The 15,508-nt window shown below is 58.5% G+C and carries 11 protein-coding genes; 6 read left to right on the plus strand and 5 right to left on the minus strand.

Going from position 1 to position 15,508, the window contains the following annotated elements:
• Positions 1-303: 303 nt before the first annotated feature.
• The 6 genes from H567_RS23010 to H567_RS0104010 all read left to right on the plus strand — a co-directional run bounded on the left by H567_RS23010 (position 304) and on the right by H567_RS0104010 (position 9,418).
• Positions 304-1,560, plus strand: a complete 1,257-nt coding sequence (locus tag H567_RS23010; RefSeq protein WP_051184468.1) for a DNA recombination protein RmuC — start codon at positions 304-306, stop codon at positions 1,558-1,560.
• Positions 1,561-1,795: 235 nt separating this feature from the next.
• Positions 1,796-3,148 carry a sigma-54-dependent transcriptional regulator gene (locus H567_RS0103985; RefSeq protein ID WP_035253462.1) on the plus strand — a complete coding sequence of 451 codons (1,353 nt, stop codon included), beginning with the start codon at positions 1,796-1,798 and terminating at the stop codon, positions 3,146-3,148.
• Between the two features lie 572 nt (positions 3,149-3,720).
• Positions 3,721-5,754 carry an ATP-binding protein gene (locus H567_RS0103990; RefSeq protein ID WP_028320411.1) on the plus strand — a complete coding sequence of 678 codons (2,034 nt, stop codon included), beginning with the start codon at positions 3,721-3,723 and terminating at the stop codon, positions 5,752-5,754.
• Positions 5,755-5,888: 134 nt separating this feature from the next.
• Entirely contained in the window at positions 5,889-7,166 is a 1,278-nt protein-coding gene (gene hisS, locus H567_RS0103995) for a histidine--tRNA ligase (RefSeq protein WP_028320412.1), read from the plus strand.
• Between the two features lie 13 nt (positions 7,167-7,179).
• Complete coding sequence (aspS, locus tag H567_RS0104000) at positions 7,180-8,982, plus strand: aspartate--tRNA ligase (protein WP_028320413.1); 1,803 nt, start codon at positions 7,180-7,182, stop codon at positions 8,980-8,982.
• 157 nt (positions 8,983-9,139) lie between these two features.
• On the plus strand, positions 9,140-9,418 hold the full coding sequence (locus tag H567_RS0104010; protein ID WP_028320414.1) for a PxxKW family cysteine-rich protein: 279 nt from the start codon (positions 9,140-9,142) through the stop codon (positions 9,416-9,418).
• Between the two features lie 465 nt (positions 9,419-9,883).
• Here the strand turns inward: H567_RS0104010 and H567_RS0104015 are convergent, their stop codons facing one another.
• From H567_RS0104015 to xseA, 5 genes are all read right to left on the minus strand, one after another.
• Positions 9,884-10,669, minus strand: a complete 786-nt coding sequence (locus H567_RS0104015) for a TlyA family RNA methyltransferase (RefSeq protein WP_028320415.1) — start codon at positions 10,667-10,669, stop codon at positions 9,884-9,886.
• A 17-nt stretch (positions 10,670-10,686) separates the two neighbouring features.
• A complete protein-coding gene (gene dxs, locus H567_RS23020) occupies positions 10,687-12,606 on the minus strand; it encodes a 1-deoxy-D-xylulose-5-phosphate synthase (RefSeq protein WP_035253430.1) in 1,920 nt (639 codons plus the stop codon).
• On the minus strand, positions 12,603-13,511 hold the full coding sequence (locus tag H567_RS0104025; protein ID WP_028320416.1) for a polyprenyl synthetase family protein: 909 nt from the start codon (positions 13,509-13,511) through the stop codon (positions 12,603-12,605). The genes dxs and H567_RS0104025 overlap by 4 nt, the downstream gene beginning before the upstream one ends.
• On the minus strand, positions 13,504-13,743 hold the full coding sequence (gene xseB / locus H567_RS0104030; RefSeq protein ID WP_028320417.1) for an exodeoxyribonuclease VII small subunit: 240 nt from the start codon (positions 13,741-13,743) through the stop codon (positions 13,504-13,506). The genes H567_RS0104025 and xseB overlap by 8 nt, the downstream gene beginning before the upstream one ends.
• 264 nt (positions 13,744-14,007) lie before the next feature.
• Entirely contained in the window at positions 14,008-15,378 is a 1,371-nt protein-coding gene (gene xseA, locus H567_RS0104040; RefSeq protein WP_028320418.1) for an exodeoxyribonuclease VII large subunit, read from the minus strand.
• Between the last annotated feature and the right edge of the window lie 130 nt (positions 15,379-15,508).

Below are 15,508 nucleotides of genomic sequence, written 5' to 3' on the forward strand. Positions count from 1 at the left end.
GAAGCCAAACCGGGAATCACGCGGTACGGGATTGAAACGGGAGTTCTTACATCTTACATCTCTGGAAAACTGGCCACGTATTTGGGGTCTACCTCAAATCTCTGAAAAAGTGGTTCCGCGTTTGGGGGCCATCTCAAGCCTGCAGGTTTTCAGACCCTCATTGTTCGGCCGCCAAACAAATCTGAGCCCATCCCCGGCAAACGCATCCGCATCACCGAAAAAACTTGATCTCAGATAATATCGATATATGATTCGATCTTCAGCGAAACGCCGTTCAAAAACCATCTGGAATTTTATCAGCTTATGGTTGCCTTTCATTCCATCGACTGGATCTTTCTCTGCGGCGCCTTGTTGGCCGGTTTCTTCCTTGGCTTAGGCACGGCCGCCGCGATCAAGACGTTCAGGCTCAAATCCGCCCGAGCCATTGCAGAAGAGATATACCGTGAAAACGAAATGCTCCGCCGGGAAGGGCAGGAAACCCTCCTTTCGCAGATTGAAAGCGCCTTCGCCCGGCTTTCGGTGGACGCGCTCGAGCACTCGACCCATGCATTCCTGAATCTCGCCGATGCCCGGTTCAAGGAAGAGAGGACGCTGAGCGGCAGCGAACTCGAGGCGAAAAAGGGCCTGATCGATGTCCAAATCAGCCGGATGTGCGGCGAACTCGACAAGATCACGGAGCTGATCCGGGCATTGGAGCAGGAACGGCATCAAAGCTACGGTGCGCTCGACAGCCGTTTGAAATCCTCCCAGGAGCAGATGCGTGATCTTCTCGAAACGACTCGCGCTCTGCGGGAGGCCCTGGCCAACAACAAAGCCAGGGGCCAGTGGGGAGAAAGAATGGCCGAAGACGTCCTGCGGTCATGTGGCTTAAAAGAAAACATCAATTATTACAAGCAGAAATCGAAAGCGGGCGGCGGATCGCGACCCGATTTCACCTTTCTCCTGCCCCAGGGCCGCCGTTTGAACATGGATGTAAAGTTCCCGCTGAGCAATTACCTCAAGACCCTGGAAGCCGCCTCCGACCTGGAAAAGAATCTGCGCCAGAAAGATTTTCTGAAAGACGTCCGCGCCAGGATCAGGGAGGTCACGACACGGGACTATATCGACCCTGAACAGCACACTCTCAACTATGTCCTGTTGTTCATTCCCAACGAACATATCTATGCACTGATCCACGAACAGGATCCGGAACTGATCGAAGAGGCCATGAGAAGCAATGTCATCCTTTGCTCGCCGCTGACCTTGTTTGCGGTCCTGGCCGTCATCCGCCAAGCCGTCGAGCAGTTCACCCTGGAGAAGACGACTGCGGAAATTCTGACGCTGATGAGCACCTTCAAGCAGCAGTGGGAGCTGTTCTGTGAAAAAATGAGCCTCCTCGGCCGCCGCATCAACGAAAGCCAGAAGGAATTCGAGGCGTTGACGACGACCCGGCGCCGGCGCCTCGACCGATCCCTCGATCGCATCGAGACCCTGCGCGCCGGATATCTGGAAAAAAGCGCGGCGCCCCACGAAATCGAATCCTTTGCAGACTCGCAAGACCGGTCCGAACAGCCTGGCTAGAAAATTTATGGGCAAAGAGGGGAAGCTGGGTTGCACCGGAAAAGCCCTTCCGCATGGAAACCAAGTCGAAAAATCGTGGCACAAAAACGCCGCAGTGACGGGGGATGAGCCAAAGGCGGCAGGGATATGTTTTTCAGCAATCGATTTTTTCTTCGAGTGAAATAGCTCTTACTGCTTGACTCTCATAATTATTCCTGTAAAGAAATAGCATTTCTCACAGATGACAGGGGGCGTGATGGCGGAAAAGCGAAAAGGCAGAGTCTTAATTGTAGATGATGAGAAAGGGATCAGGCAGGCATTGAAGATGGTGCTGCAGGAAGACTACGAAGTCATCCTGGCCGCTTCCGGAGCAGAGGCCGTTGATGCCTTTACGCAAAACGCCTTCGACATTGTCCTCCTCGATATCCTCCTGCCGGATTCAAACGGTCTCGATCTCTTGAAGACCTTCAAAGAGACAGATCCGAACACGGCGGTGGTCATGGTAACAGCGGTCAAAGAGATCAAGACCGCTGTACAGGCTATCAAGGCCGGCGCCTACGAGTACATCATCAAGCCGTTCGTCGTCGATGATCTGCTTGCGGTTCTAGACCGGGCGCAAGAGAAAAAGAAGTTGCTCCAACAGGTGTCCTACCTGAAGCACGAACTCCAGCGCTACCACCTCTTCGAAAAAATGATAGGAAAAGACCCGAAGATGACGGAGGTCTTCGACCTTATCGCGACAGTGGCATCCAGCGACGGAGCAGTCCTGATTCAGGGGGAAAGCGGAACCGGCAAAGAACTCGTTGCCAGAGCCATCCATCATTTAAGCTCTCGCAAGGACCAGCCCTTCGTGGTGATCAACTGTGCCGCCATCCCGGCCTCCCTGATGGAATCGGAGATCTTCGGCCACCAGAAAGGGGCGTTTACAGGCGCCGTATCGAGCGTAATGGGGAAGTTCGAGGTCGCTGACGGAGGAACGGTTTTCCTCGACGACATCGACTGCCTTGAAGTCAGCATGCAGGCCAAACTTCTGCGCGTTATCCAGGAAAAGGAATTCGAACGGGTTGGAAGCAACAAGGTCCTCAAAGCGGATATCCGCTTTGTGGCGGCCTGCAACAAGGAAATGCAGACTTTGATCCAGGAAGGGCGTTTTCGCGAAGACCTTTTCTACCGCTTGAATGTTTTTCCGATCAAACTCCCTCCACTGCGCGAAAGGCGGATCGACATTCCCCTGCTTCTCGAGCACTTCCTCGACTGCCATGCCCAGCGCACCGGAAAACCGGCCAAGCGGTTCTCAGACGAGGCCCTTGCCCAGTTGACGGCCTACCAATGGCCAGGCAACGTTCGCGAACTTCAAAACCTCGTCGAAAGGCTTTTTACCATCACCAAGAGCGATGTCATCGGAGTCGAAAATTTATTCGGGCTCAGCATCGCAGGCAAGCAGCTTCACGACATGACGCTTCGGGAAGCCGTCAATGACTTCGAGAAGGATTTCATCACCCAGGTGCTGGCCCGCGTCCGCGGCAACCGCAAGAAGGCGGCGGAGATACTTGGTATCCATCGGAATACGCTCCTCGCGAAGATCAATGAACTGGGCATCGAAGCTTGAGAGGCTGTGATCATCCCTGCTCCGGGTGCCGCCGCTCAGGGGTGCTCCTTGCAACGAAAATAAACTATTTTCCCTCCGGAAATAGTCTTTTTGCCCACTCTCGGCGACAATCTGCCTATTTGCTCGTGCGGCAGCCTACAGGTGGCCTCCGCGCAAGCACTGAATTTTGCGATGGGACTGAGCACGCGAAGCGTGTGAAGAAAAGTTCTCCTTTCAGGATTGGAGACCGGGTTCTGTCGGTCAATCATTCCCGAAAGGACACCACACGAGATCGGGCCGGTTGCATGCCTATTTTCTTGTACACAGTTTTTCCCTGCATCCGCGGCCTCCCGTCGAAGGGGCGCCTCGTGCAACCCTTACCGAAGCCGGACCGGTCGTGGCCTTTTTCGGCGGCTTTTTCGATGCCGATTTATCACCTGCATCCTGTTGTTTTCAGGCATTGAAATTGCTTGCAGGTAGGACGCAGATCCTGCCGGCCGGCAATCCTCGCGGTTGAGCGTGGCCCCCGGAACCGACGGCAGCCGAGGTGCAAGTTCTTTGATACGTATGGAAAATCTCATCGGGGTGCATGAATGGAAACACAGGCCAGCTGCGTCAACATCAAACCCGTTCTCGAGTATCTGAAGAATGCCACCCCTATCGTTGATATCGCCGAATTCGTCCGGGGCCTCGATCCTGAAATCGACGCCCTCGAAGACCCGATCGAATACCTGACCGACCCCAACAACTGGATCTCGAGCATTGTCCTCGTAAAGATCCATCAACGCGCGCGCACCCTTCTCAAAGACCCTGAAATCTCTTTCAAGATCGCCCGCTTCGCTATAGAGAACAGCTCCCTCGGCTATCTTCAGAAGGTCGCCATAAAAATCTTTTTTTCACCCAAGAACGGCCTCCGGCATATTCAGCGGATCAACGATAAGTTCAGCCGGACCAAGCGCATCGAACTACACGACATGGACAGGAACAGTGCGGTCATACGGCTCCACTGGCTGCCGGAACTGGTGCTCTCGAAGGATATCTGCCTCTACAACCAGGGGCTGTATACGTATATCCCGACCATCTGGGTGAACAAACCCCTCGAAATCAAGGAAACCTGCTGCTACTTCAGAGGTGCGCCTTATTGCGAGTATCATCTTCGCTGGCCTTTCGCATACCGATTGCGTCACTATTTCTCGAGATTTTTCACCTCGAGGGCTATGCTGAAAGAGATCATCACCGAACAGGAGAAGGACAAGGAAATCATCGTCAGGAAATACGAAGAAGTGAATCAACTGAACCTGCAGCTCAGCAGCAAGGTCACCCAGCTTATCGCCATTCAGGAAACAGGGAAGGCCATCCTGAGCATCCTCGAAAAAGATCCGCTTCTGACGGCCGTGATCAATATCCTCGCCAAGGCTTGCAGCATTTGCCGCGCACTCATCATGATCACCGACGATACCGGTGAAAGATTGCATTATCTTCATGCCTGGGGTTTTGAAGGCGAAACGCCGGATTGGATGAAAAATTACACGGTCCCGGTTGAACGGAGGGGCAACATCCTGACCAAGGTCGCCAGGGAGGGTCTGGAATGCCATCTGCCGGAGGTCCGCGGCGAGCAGCTCAAGAAGGAGCGTTTCTTCTCACGGGAAAACAAGCCGATCGCCATCTATGCCTGCCCGCTCATCACGGATGCAAAGGTGATCGGGGTGATCGCCATCGATGCCCCAGCCATCCGCGGGGTGGCCAAGGAAACCCGGGAAACCCTGAAGATCTTCGCCCCCTTTATGGCGATCGCGATCGGAAACGCCAAGCTTTACTCCCGCCTGAAATCCCAGATGGAAGAACTGCGGAACTCCCGGACCCTTTTGAACCAGGCGGAAAAATTCGCCTTTTTGGGACACTTGGCGGCCCTCCTGGCCCATGAGATCAAAAACCCCATGACGGCTATCGGGACCTTTATCCAGATGCTGCCCGAAAAGGCCCACAGCAGTTCCTTCATAGAAGATTTCTACGCGGTCGGGATGGAGGAAGTAGCCCGCATCAACAATCTGATCACCCAACTGCTCGACCTGGCAAGCAGGAAGGAAAGCCACTTCGAACCGGCCGATCTGAACCCCCTCTGCGAAAAGATGGTGACGCTCTTCACGCCCCAGGCGAATGTAAAAAGGATTCGACTGCAGCTCGACCTGGATCCTGAACCCTGCATATTCCCAATGGATGAGGAAAAGATCAGACAGGTCATCCTGAACCTCCTTTCCAATGCCGTCGAGTTCACTCCCAACAATGGAACCATCACACTGAAAACGCGGCGGTTGATTCAGCCCGGACAGCCGCCGGGCTTCCTCCTCGAAGTTCAGGATTCAGGCGCAGGAATCAACCCCGAACTCTTCGGCAGGATCTTCGATCCCTATTTCACCACCAAACACAGAAGCTCCATCCGCCAAGGAACCGGCCTGGGACTGTTCATCGCTCAACGAAACGTCCAGGACCACAGCGGCACCATCGAGGTAGAGAGCCGCCCGGGCCGCGGAGCACGCTTTGTCATCCATCTTCCGGAACATAAAGAAACCCCTTCCCCTGAAACAGTACATTCATCCGCCTTTTTTCAAAAAAGCAATTCCCAATAACCTCCAAAAATGGTATAAAGTAGAGTTTTAAATTTCACGTGAGACCTGCGCGCTCAAGCCTCCTGGCGAAGACGAGCCGCTGTTCGAAACCGGGCGTCCTGTCGTGGCGCCATGTGAAATGGGGGGATTTCCCGTTGGAATTTGCGACCATTAAAGGATTCAAAGATATCCTGCCTGAAGAAATACCTTACTGGCAGGAGACCGAGGCCGTTGCGCGCCGGACATTCCAGGTATCGGGTTTTCAGGAAATCCGCACCCCGTTGATCGAGGCGAAGGAGCTTTTTGCCCGCAGCATCGGCGAGGAGACCGACATCGTTTCGAAGGAGATGTACACCTTCCAGGACAGCAAAGGGCGAGGGCTCTCGCTGCGTCCGGAGGCCACCGCTTCGGTCGTCCGGGCCTACATCCAGAACCGTCTCTACCAACAGGATCCCGTTCAGAAGCTGTTCACCATTGGCCCGATGTTTCGCCATGAACGGCCGCAGAAGGGCCGGTTCCGGCAGTTCCATCAGATCAACGCCGAATTTTTCGGGGACCCCGGGCCCAAGAGCGACGCGGAAATCATCGTCCTCGCCGAATCGCTTTTCCACGCCTTTGGACTGCGGGACCTCACGCTGCTGGTCAACTCCCTCGGCTGCCCGACCTGCCGCCCCGATTTCCGGGCGGAGCTGCAGATCTATCTTCAGGACCGCGAGGACAAGCTTTGTACGGACTGCCGTCGGAGAAGCCACACCAACCCGCTGCGCGTCCTCGACTGCAAAGTACCCGGGTGCCGGGAGACCGTGGCGGACGCCCCCCTGATCCTCGATGTGCTGTGTGATGACTGCCGCAGGCACCTCGAAGGGCTTCAGGAATACCTGGACCTGTCGGGGGTGGAATACACCCGGGCCCCGCGTCTGGTCCGCGGCCTCGATTACTACACCCGGACAACCTTCGAGTTTCAGACCGAGCGGCTCGGCGCCCAGAATGCGGTTGCCGGGGGAGGCCGCTACGACGGACTGGTCCAGCAGCTCGGGGGGCCCGACCTGCCTGCCATCGGTTTTGCGGTGGGAGCCGAAAGGCTGATTGCTCTCCTCCAGGAGCTGCGCCCCTGCCCGGCCGGGAAGCCGGATCTCTTCTTGGCCGCCTTGGGCGAAGCGGCCGAAAAGACCTGCTTCGGCTGGGCAACCGCCTTGCGCAGGGCAGGGTTTTGGGCGGAGATGGGTTACGGCTTCAAAGGGCTCAAGGCCCAAATGAAGAAGGCCGACAAGCTGGGGGTTTCGACCGCACTCATCCTGGGGGAAAACGAGCTCGCCGAAGGGCAGGCCGTCCTCCGGGATATGCAAAGCGGCCGGCAGGAAACGATCGGCACCCGCGATATCGTCCCGCTGCTCGTCAAACGGCTTACCGAAAATCCCATTTCCCGCGCATAAGAGGGCGACAACCATGCAAATCGACTCCATGAGCACCTGGCAGAGAACCCACAGCTGCGGGAAACTGCGTGCATCCAACCACGGCGAAGAAGTGATCCTGATGGGCTGGGTCAACAGCCGCAGGGACCTTGGACAGCTGATCTTCATCGATCTCAGGGACCGGGAAGGAATCACCCAGATCGTCTTCGACCCGCAGGCGGATGCCGAAAGCCATGCCAAGGCGCACATTCTGAGGAACGAGTGGGTCCTGGCCGTGCGGGGCGAGGTCGTCAACCGCCTGGAAGGGCAGGAAAACAAGCAGATTCCCACAGGCGGTATAGAGGTTCGAGCCCTCGAGCTGAAGATCTTGAACCACACCGAAACCCCTCCTTTCCAGGTCGACGGCGCCGTCGACGGTTCGGAGACCCTGCGCCTGAAACATCGCTATCTCGAACTGCGGCGGCCCCAGATGTTGGCCACCTTCAAGAAACGGCACCGCATCGCGGCATTTATCCGCGAATATCTCAACCGGATGGGCTTTCTGGAGGTGGAGACCCCCTTTCTGACGAAGAGCACCCCGGAGGGAGCCCGCGACTACCTGGTTCCCAGCCGTGTCAACCGCGGATGCTTCTACGCCCTTCCCCAGTCCCCTCAGCTTTTCAAGCAGCTCCTGATGGTGGCGGGCTTCGAACGGTACTACCAGATCGTACGCTGCTTCCGCGACGAGGATCTGCGCGCGGACCGCCAGCCGGAATTCACCCAGGTGGACCTGGAGATGTCGTTCGCTACGGAAGAGACGGTCATGTCGGTCTTCGAAGGCCTGATGATCGACCTTTTTCAGGAGGTCCAAGGGGTCGAGATCCCGGCACCCATCGGCCGCATGGACTACCGGGAGGCCATGGAGACCTACGGCACGGACCGGCCGGACCTGCGTTTCGGAATGGAGATCCGGGACCTGACGGAGCACGCCCGCAAAACGGATTTCAGGGTGTTCCGGGACACTGCCGCCGGGGGCGGTGTGATCAAGGCCATCCGGGTGCCTGGAGGAGCCGCCGCCTTTTCGCGGAAAAACCTGGATGAACTGGGAACCCTCGCCGTAGAATGGGGGGCAAAAGGCCTGGCCTGGGCCAAAATCACTCCTGACGGCTGGCAATCGCCCCTGGATAAATTTCTGAAGTCAGAAGAGAAAGGGGCCATCAACGCATCGATGGAAGCCCAGCCGGGGGACTTGATCCTTTGCGTGGCCCACGAGCGGAGCATTGTGAACGAGGTCCTCGGGCGGATGCGCACCCATATCGCCCGGGAACGCAACCTCATCCCGTCCGACCGCTGGTCCTTCCTTTGGGTCACCCGCTTCCCGCTCTTCGAATTCGATGAGGCCGAGGACCGCCTCGCGGCCGTCCATCACCCTTTCACATCGCCGCTCGAAGAAGACGTCGCAGTCCTTGAAACCGATCCGCTGGCAGCGCGGGCACGGGCCTATGACCTCGTTCTGAACGGTTCGGAGATCGGCGGCGGAAGCGTGAGGATCCATCGCCTCGATCTCCAGCAGCAGATTTTCAAGCTCCTTGGAATCAGCCCCGAACAGGCTCAGGCGAAATTCGGGTTCCTCCTGGAGGCCCTCCGGTACGGTGCACCGCCCCATGCCGGGATGGCCATCGGGTTCGATCGCCTGGTTGCCCTGATGACTGGAGCGCAGTCCCTTCGGGAGGTCATTGCCTTCCCGAAGACCACCAGCGCCTCGTGCCTTCTGACCGAGGCACCTTCGGAAGTAGACCCAAGGCAACTCAGCGAACTCGGCTTGGCCCTTGTCGCTGAGGAGGAAGCGGATCAATGAGCCGCCACAGTTGGAATTTACTCTCTGCCACCGAGAATAATGGGGTGCAGCACTTGATTTTTCCAAATACCTGCGCATTTTTCTTGACAACGTGTTTGCCTTTCGGCATAAACGCTGATTCGAAATTTGTATTTTTCAGCGAAAGGATGTGATTGACATGCTTTGCACAACCGTAAAGGAAGGCGTCGAGTGCGCCTTTATGGAGAAGAAGGGCTGCCAGTTCAATGGAGGCAGCTGCCATCCCATCGTCGAGCAGTGTGAGGGCTGCCAGAGGATCAAAGAATTCCCCACCGGGAAATACTGCGCCGTCTTTCCCGATCCTGCAGCGAAATGGCGCTTCTCGAAATGCAATATGGCCACCCACGTGAAAGAAGCCCCCAAGAAAGCGGACGCCAAGATCAACCCCCTGAAGGCTTCCAAACGCGGAAAACACTGATCAGCCCTTCGCAGCTGCGTTTTCGCCTCTGACGATCGACCGGGCTCTTTTGCAAGCGCCGGAAAGTAGTTTTATACCTTTGAAATGGCCAGGCCGATAGTTGCCCATAGGGAGGCGGGCTGGCGATCTGCGGTTATTTTCACGCCTAGGAGATGAACCGCTTCCGAAAAGCTCCGCTCATCCGTCACCTGCGGAACATGATGCTACGCTCCCGAAGCCGATCGCGATAACCGGCCGTTGAAAAATGTCCATTTGCCGCGTTGCACTCAGCCTGTGACAGGACGGCGCACTTCAAGTGCGCCGTCCTGCACGGGATTGTGCAAACCTTGCATCTGGTCGCCTTGTAAAGCCTTGTGCTGAAGGGAATTCCAACGTCTTGATGAGAGTCGCGCAGGTTCCACAGGGTGACGCCGCTTCAGGATGGCCGAATCCACAACCAGGCCTTCTCGCATTGCGCCATTTCTGTCAAACCGCTGTATCGGATCCCTCGGCGGGGCCCGAGGTCTCCGTGCGCTTCAGGCAGACCAGGAACTCGCGGTTTCCTTTAGGTCCCAGAATGGGAGACGGGATCGCTTCCAGCGGTGTCCATCCCGTTGCCTGAAAAAAGCCTGTCAGGTCCTCCACCACCCGGCGGTGGCATGCCGGGTCACGGACCACGCCCCCTTTGCCCACCTCGTTTTTACCCGCCTCGAACTGCGGTTTAATCAGCGCGATTATGAAAGACGAGGGGGCCAGGAGCCGCGACACCGGGGGAACAATGATCTTGAGAGAGATAAAAGAAGCATCGATCACGGCCCCATGAACGGGGCCGGGAAGGTCGCCCGGCAGCAGGTACCGGGCGTTGGTGCGCTCGAAGACGAGGACCCGGGGGTCCTGACGGAGCCTCCAGTCAAGCTGCCCATAGCCGACATCGACGGCCAAAACCCGGGCAGCCCCCCGCTGAAGCAGGCAATCGGTGAAGCCGCCTGTCGAAGCGCCTACGTCGAGGAGGGTCAGTCCATCGACCTGAATCGAAAAATGATCGAGGGCGGCCTGGAGCTTGAGCCCGCCACGGCCGACGTAGGGATGCGGGCGCCCGACCACCTCGATCGCGGCGGACGGCGCCACGAGGGTGCCGGCCTTATCCGCTGCCCGTCCATCCACCCGGACCGCGCCCGCCATGATCATCGCCCTGGCCTTCTCGCGGCTCTCCGCGAGCCCGCGCTCCAACACCAGGCGGTCGAGCCTGATCCTGTCCGGGCGTTCCGTCATGCCGCTCTGCACACCCTTCATTCGCCGGAGCGATCGCTCTTTCCCGTCCGCCACTCCAGAGCCTCGCCGGCAATCCCTTCTGCAAAAAGGCCGCAGCGTTCTCTCAGCACGGCCGCGGGTCCATGTTCCACAAAGCGGTCCGGGAGGCCCATCCGTTTGATCCGCACACCGTCGAGCCCTTTGTCGCTCAGCAGTTCCAGGACAGCGGAGCCGAAGCCCCCCTGGAGGGCATTCTCCTCGACAACCAACACATGACCGCAGTCCTCGGCAAGCTGCGCGATCCGCTCATCCAGAGGCTTGACAAAGCGGGCATTGAAGACCCCGGCGGCGACCCCCTTTTCCTGCAGCAGTCGGGCGGCTGCCATGGAAGGCGCCACCATGCTTCCTATAGCGACGATCAGGAGATCCTTTCCTTCCTTCAGCAATTCCCCGCGGCCTATGTCGATCCGGTGAAAATCCGCTTCGATCGGGGCTCCTGTCCCCACACCCCGCGGATAACGCACCGCCACAGGCCCCGGTTGCTCCAGGGCGGTGTAAAGCATGTGCCACAATTCGTTTTCGTCCTTGGGGGCCATGACGGTCATATTCGGCAGCATCCTCAAATAGCCGAGGTCGAACATCCCATGATGGGTCGGACCGTCCTCCCCGACCAGCCCTCCCCGGTCTATGGCAAAGGTGACGGGGAGATTGGGAAGGCAGACATCATGGATGATCTGGTCGTAGGCGCGCTGCAGAAACGTCGAGTAAACCGCGACGACCGGTCTGAGCCCTTCGGTCGCCAATCCGGCTGCGAATGTGACGGCGTGCTGCTCCGCAATCCCGACATCCATGAACCGCTCAGGGTACTTTTCCGCGAACTCCACAAGCCCGGTCCCCTCCGGCATGGCCGCGGTAATCGCGAAGAGCCGCTCGTCCCTCGCACCCAAATCCATCATGGCCCGCCCGAAGACCTCGGTATAGGTCGGGGCCGGCTTGGCTGCGCCGGATGAAGGGGTTCCGGTTGCAATCTCGAAGCACCCGACGCCATGGTAATGGCATGGATCCTTTTCGGCCGGTTCGTAGCCCTTCCCCTTGACGGTCAGGGCATGCACCAGCACCGGACCGTCGAGGTGCTTCGTGTTTTCGAAGGTTTCGATCAGCCGATCGAGGCGGTGGCCGTTGATCGGACCGATATACTTGAATTTGAAGGCCTCGAAAAGCATGCCGGGCGTAAAAAAGGTCATGAAGGAGTCCTCGCTCTTCCGGACCAGGTTCAACACGCTCTCCCCGACACCGGGCAGCGATCCGATGAACCGCTCGAGATCCTTCTTCACCCCCACGAAGCGCCTGCCTGTCATCTTGCGGCTCAGAAAAGAGGAAAAGGCCCCCACGTTGGGAGATATGGACATATCGTTGTCATTCAGGACCACGATCAGGTCCCGCTCCGTGTGGCCCGCCTGATTGAGCCCTTCGAAGGCCATGCCGGCCGTCATGGAACCGTCGCCGATGACGGCGATGACCTTGTTGCGCTTTCCATATATCTTGAAGGCCGTCGCGATTCCGAGCCCGGCCGAGATCGACGTGCTGCTGTGGCCAGTGTCGAAGGTGTCATAAGGGCTTTCGGCGCGTTTAGGAAAGCCGCTGATGCCGCCGAGTGTACGCAGCGTGTGGAACTGTTCGCGACGGCCGGTGATCAGTTTGTGGGCGTAGGACTGATGACCCACATCCCAGATGATCTTGTCCCTTGGCGCGTCGAATACATAGTGAAGCGCCAAAGTCAATTCCACCACCCCGAGGCTCGGCGCCAGATGCCCACCGGTCCTGGATACGGTCTCGATGATGGTTCTGCGAATCTCCTGCGCCAGTTCCTCCAACGCCTTGATGGGGAGCCTTTTTAAATCAGCAGGAGAATGGACGTCCTTGAGCCGCTTGGTCGTTTCTTTCTGATTCTCGCTCATCTCTTTCTCTGGATGATGTAGGCGGCCAAATGCCGCAGGGGTTCCGCAGCCTGATCGAAATCCGCGATGACCTCGACCGCTCCCTCCACGAGCCCCTTCTGGACCCGCCTCGCCTCCTCCAAACCCAAAAGGGCCGGGTAGGTCATTTTCTGCTTGGCCGCATCGCTTCCGATCGGTTTGCCCATGATCTCCTGATCCCCCTCGATATCGAGGATATCGTCAGAAATCTGAAAGGCCATACCGATCTTCCGCCCGTAGCTTTCGAGGGCGGCCACATCCTTTTCGGCTCCGCCTCCGAGGACGGCCCCCGAGACAATGGCCGCCGTAATCAGATCACCGGTCTTGTGCCGGTGGATGAAATCGACGATCGCGGGGTCCGCCGTCCGGCCTTCCATCTGAATATCGACGACCTGCCCCCCGACCATGCCGTTATAGCCGGATGCATGCGCGATGACATGGATCGCCCGCAGCAGCCGGTCGACGGGAAGCCCCGTGATCAGCTCCGCCCGGGTCATGATGTCGAACGCCTCCGTCAGCAGACCGTCTCCGGCGAGAAGCGCCAAGGCCTCGCCGTACACCTTGTGGCTGGTGGGCTTTCCCCGCCTGAGATCGTCATCGTCCATGACCGGCAGATCGTCGTGGATCAGAGAATAGGTGTGAATGCACTCCAAGGCGCAGGCGACCGGCAAGACAGCCGCTCCGCTGCCGCCTACCACCTCGGCCCCGGTGATGCAAAGGATGGGCCGGAGGCGCTTGCCTCCTGCGAAAAGGCTGTACGTCATCGCATCCACGATGTCCGCCGCGAGCCCTTCCGGCGCAGGGAACATCCCCCGCAGCGCCCTGTCCACCATGTCTCTCTTCGCCTTTAAATAGCCCTTGAAATCAAAGACGGATGCATCAGGCATCACCGTCCTCCTCCCTGTCGAACGGAACCGTGCGAAAACGCTCTTCACCCTCCTTGACGAGCAGGGCCACTTTTTTCTGCGCCTCCTCCAGTTTTCCGGAGCAGAATTGCACCAGTTTCATCCCTTCCTCGAACGCCTTCAACGATGCATCGAGCGGAAGCGCACCCCCCTCGAGGCCCTTGACGATCTCCTCCAAACGCTCCATCGCCTTTTCAAATGTCTTTTCCGGCATCGATCCCCCTCCGAAGCCTGCACGAACGTAATCACCCTGCGCAGGCCTCCCCTTTACTACGGGCTGCCGACCCTGTCAATCCGGTAGCTTCAATTCCTCCGGAAATAGACTTTTCAGCCAATCTCCACATGAATCCGCGCGTTTGCCTGCGCGGAGACCTGCTGGCCGCCTCTGAACAAACGCTTGATTCCCTTGGCATCGGCAAAACCGGGGTCCGCCGCCAATCGGTGGGACTGAGTACGCGAAACGTGTGCAGAAAAATCCTCATTTCCGGGTAGCTGGATCTGACTCGGCCTTTTCCACCCGGGCCTCCAGGCTCCCCGCCCCAAGCAGTATTCTGATGCTTTCGCCTTCCTCGATATCGGCTGCATCCCGCAAAACGCTCTCCTCCGGCAGCCTGAAGGTGATGCTGTATCCTCGCTGCAACGCCGCCATGGGGCTCAGGTCCCTGAGGCGCCCCTGCACGAGATCGAGCGCGTAACGCAAAGACTCGAGGCGCCTTTCGGTTTGGGAGACGAGGTTCGCTCGAGCGAAAACGAGTTGCTGCCGGTCCCTCTCGATACGGGCCGCGGGCGCGTAAAAGCGCAGGGAGCGGCTCTCCGATCGCAACCGGCGGTCGTCCTCTTCGAGCCTCACCTTCATCCGCCGCACCAGGCGCCCCTGCAGGTCGTCCAACCGGAGCCACCAGCCTTCGACCAGCCTTGCCGGGGCTGCGACCGAACGCTGCAGCGCCTTCAGCCTCGCTTCCTGCATATCCAGAAGATAACCGATCGACCGGAGAAGCCGCTGCCGCCAGTCTCCAAGGCGGCGCGCCAGCTCCTCCTTTTCCTTCACGAGTATCTCCGCCGCCGCTGAGGGGGTCGGGGCCCTGACATCGGCGGCCATATCGGCAATCGTCCAGTCGGTCTCATGGCCGACCGCCGAAACGACCGGGACGCTCGAGCGCCTGATCGCCCGCGCCAATTCCTCCTGGTTGAAGGGCCAGAGGTCTTCCAGGGAGCCGCCTCCCCGGGCGATGACGATCACATCGGGCCGGACATACCGGTCCGCCGCTTCGAGCGCGGCCTGGAGATCGGGAAGGGCTTCCACCCCCTGGACGCGGGACGGCACGACCACCACCTCGAGGTTCGCGAACCGGCGGTGGATGATCTTGAGGAAGTCCCTCACCGCGGCGCCGGTCGGCGAGGTCACGAGTGCAACGCGCTGCGGCAGAAAAGGCAAGGGCCGTTTGAGCGCCGTGTCGAAAAGGCCCTCGGCGGCAAGCTTGCGCTTCAATTGTTCGAAGGCGAGGGCCAGGGCGCCGACCCCCAACGGCTCCAGATAATCCAGGAGGAGTTGGTACTCTCCCCTCGGGGCGTAGACCCCGATCCGTCCCTGCGCCAGGATCTTCATGCCGTTTTCGGGGACGAATTTCAGACAACGCGCCTGCGGACGGAACATCACCCCGCGGATCTGCGCCCGTTCGTCTTTGAGGATCATATAGTAATGACCGGAGGCGGGGGCGCTGAAATTGGATATCTCGGCCTCCAACCAGATGAAATCGAAACGGCTTTCGAGCAGGGACTGGATCTCCCCGGTCAGTTCACTGACCCGGTAAACCCTGGGCCCCTGCTGTCCGCTGGACGTCAAACCCATTCAGTCACCCTGCGAGGATCCAGTCGACCCAACCCTCTCGAAGAGCGGGATCCCCTGTTTCGTTCATCACCCTTCCCGAAATTCCTTGACCAGTCGACCTGATTTAAAATAGCATATCTGATCTTGCAGC

The sequence above is a fragment of the Desulfatiglans anilini DSM 4660 genome (assembly GCF_000422285.1).
GTDB lineage: Bacteria > Desulfobacterota > DSM-4660 > Desulfatiglandales > Desulfatiglandaceae > Desulfatiglans > Desulfatiglans anilini.

What these genes read in the sequence shown, in the direction of transcription:
- H567_RS23010 (WP_051184468.1), top strand. Translation starts at nt 304, where the DNA reads ATGGTTGCCTTTCATTCCATCGACTGGATCTTTCTCTGCGGCGCCTTG.
- H567_RS0103985 (WP_035253462.1), top strand. Translation starts at nt 1,796, where the DNA reads ATGGCGGAAAAGCGAAAAGGCAGAGTCTTAATTGTAGATGATGAGAAA.
- H567_RS0103990 (WP_028320411.1), top strand. Translation starts at nt 3,721, where the DNA reads ATGGAAACACAGGCCAGCTGCGTCAACATCAAACCCGTTCTCGAGTAT.
- aspS (WP_028320413.1), top strand. Translation starts at nt 7,180, where the DNA reads ATGCAAATCGACTCCATGAGCACCTGGCAGAGAACCCACAGCTGCGGG.
- H567_RS0104010 (WP_028320414.1), top strand. Translation starts at nt 9,140, where the DNA reads ATGCTTTGCACAACCGTAAAGGAAGGCGTCGAGTGCGCCTTTATGGAG.
- H567_RS0104015 (WP_028320415.1), bottom strand. Translation starts at nt 10,669, where the DNA reads ATGACGGAACGCCCGGACAGGATCAGGCTCGACCGCCTGGTGTTGGAG.
- dxs (WP_035253430.1), bottom strand. Translation starts at nt 12,606, where the DNA reads ATGAGCGAGAATCAGAAAGAAACGACCAAGCGGCTCAAGGACGTCCAT.
- H567_RS0104025 (WP_028320416.1), bottom strand. Translation starts at nt 13,511, where the DNA reads ATGCCTGATGCATCCGTCTTTGATTTCAAGGGCTATTTAAAGGCGAAG.
- xseB (WP_028320417.1), bottom strand. Translation starts at nt 13,743, where the DNA reads ATGCCGGAAAAGACATTTGAAAAGGCGATGGAGCGTTTGGAGGAGATC.
- xseA (WP_028320418.1), bottom strand. Translation starts at nt 15,378, where the DNA reads ATGGGTTTGACGTCCAGCGGACAGCAGGGGCCCAGGGTTTACCGGGTC.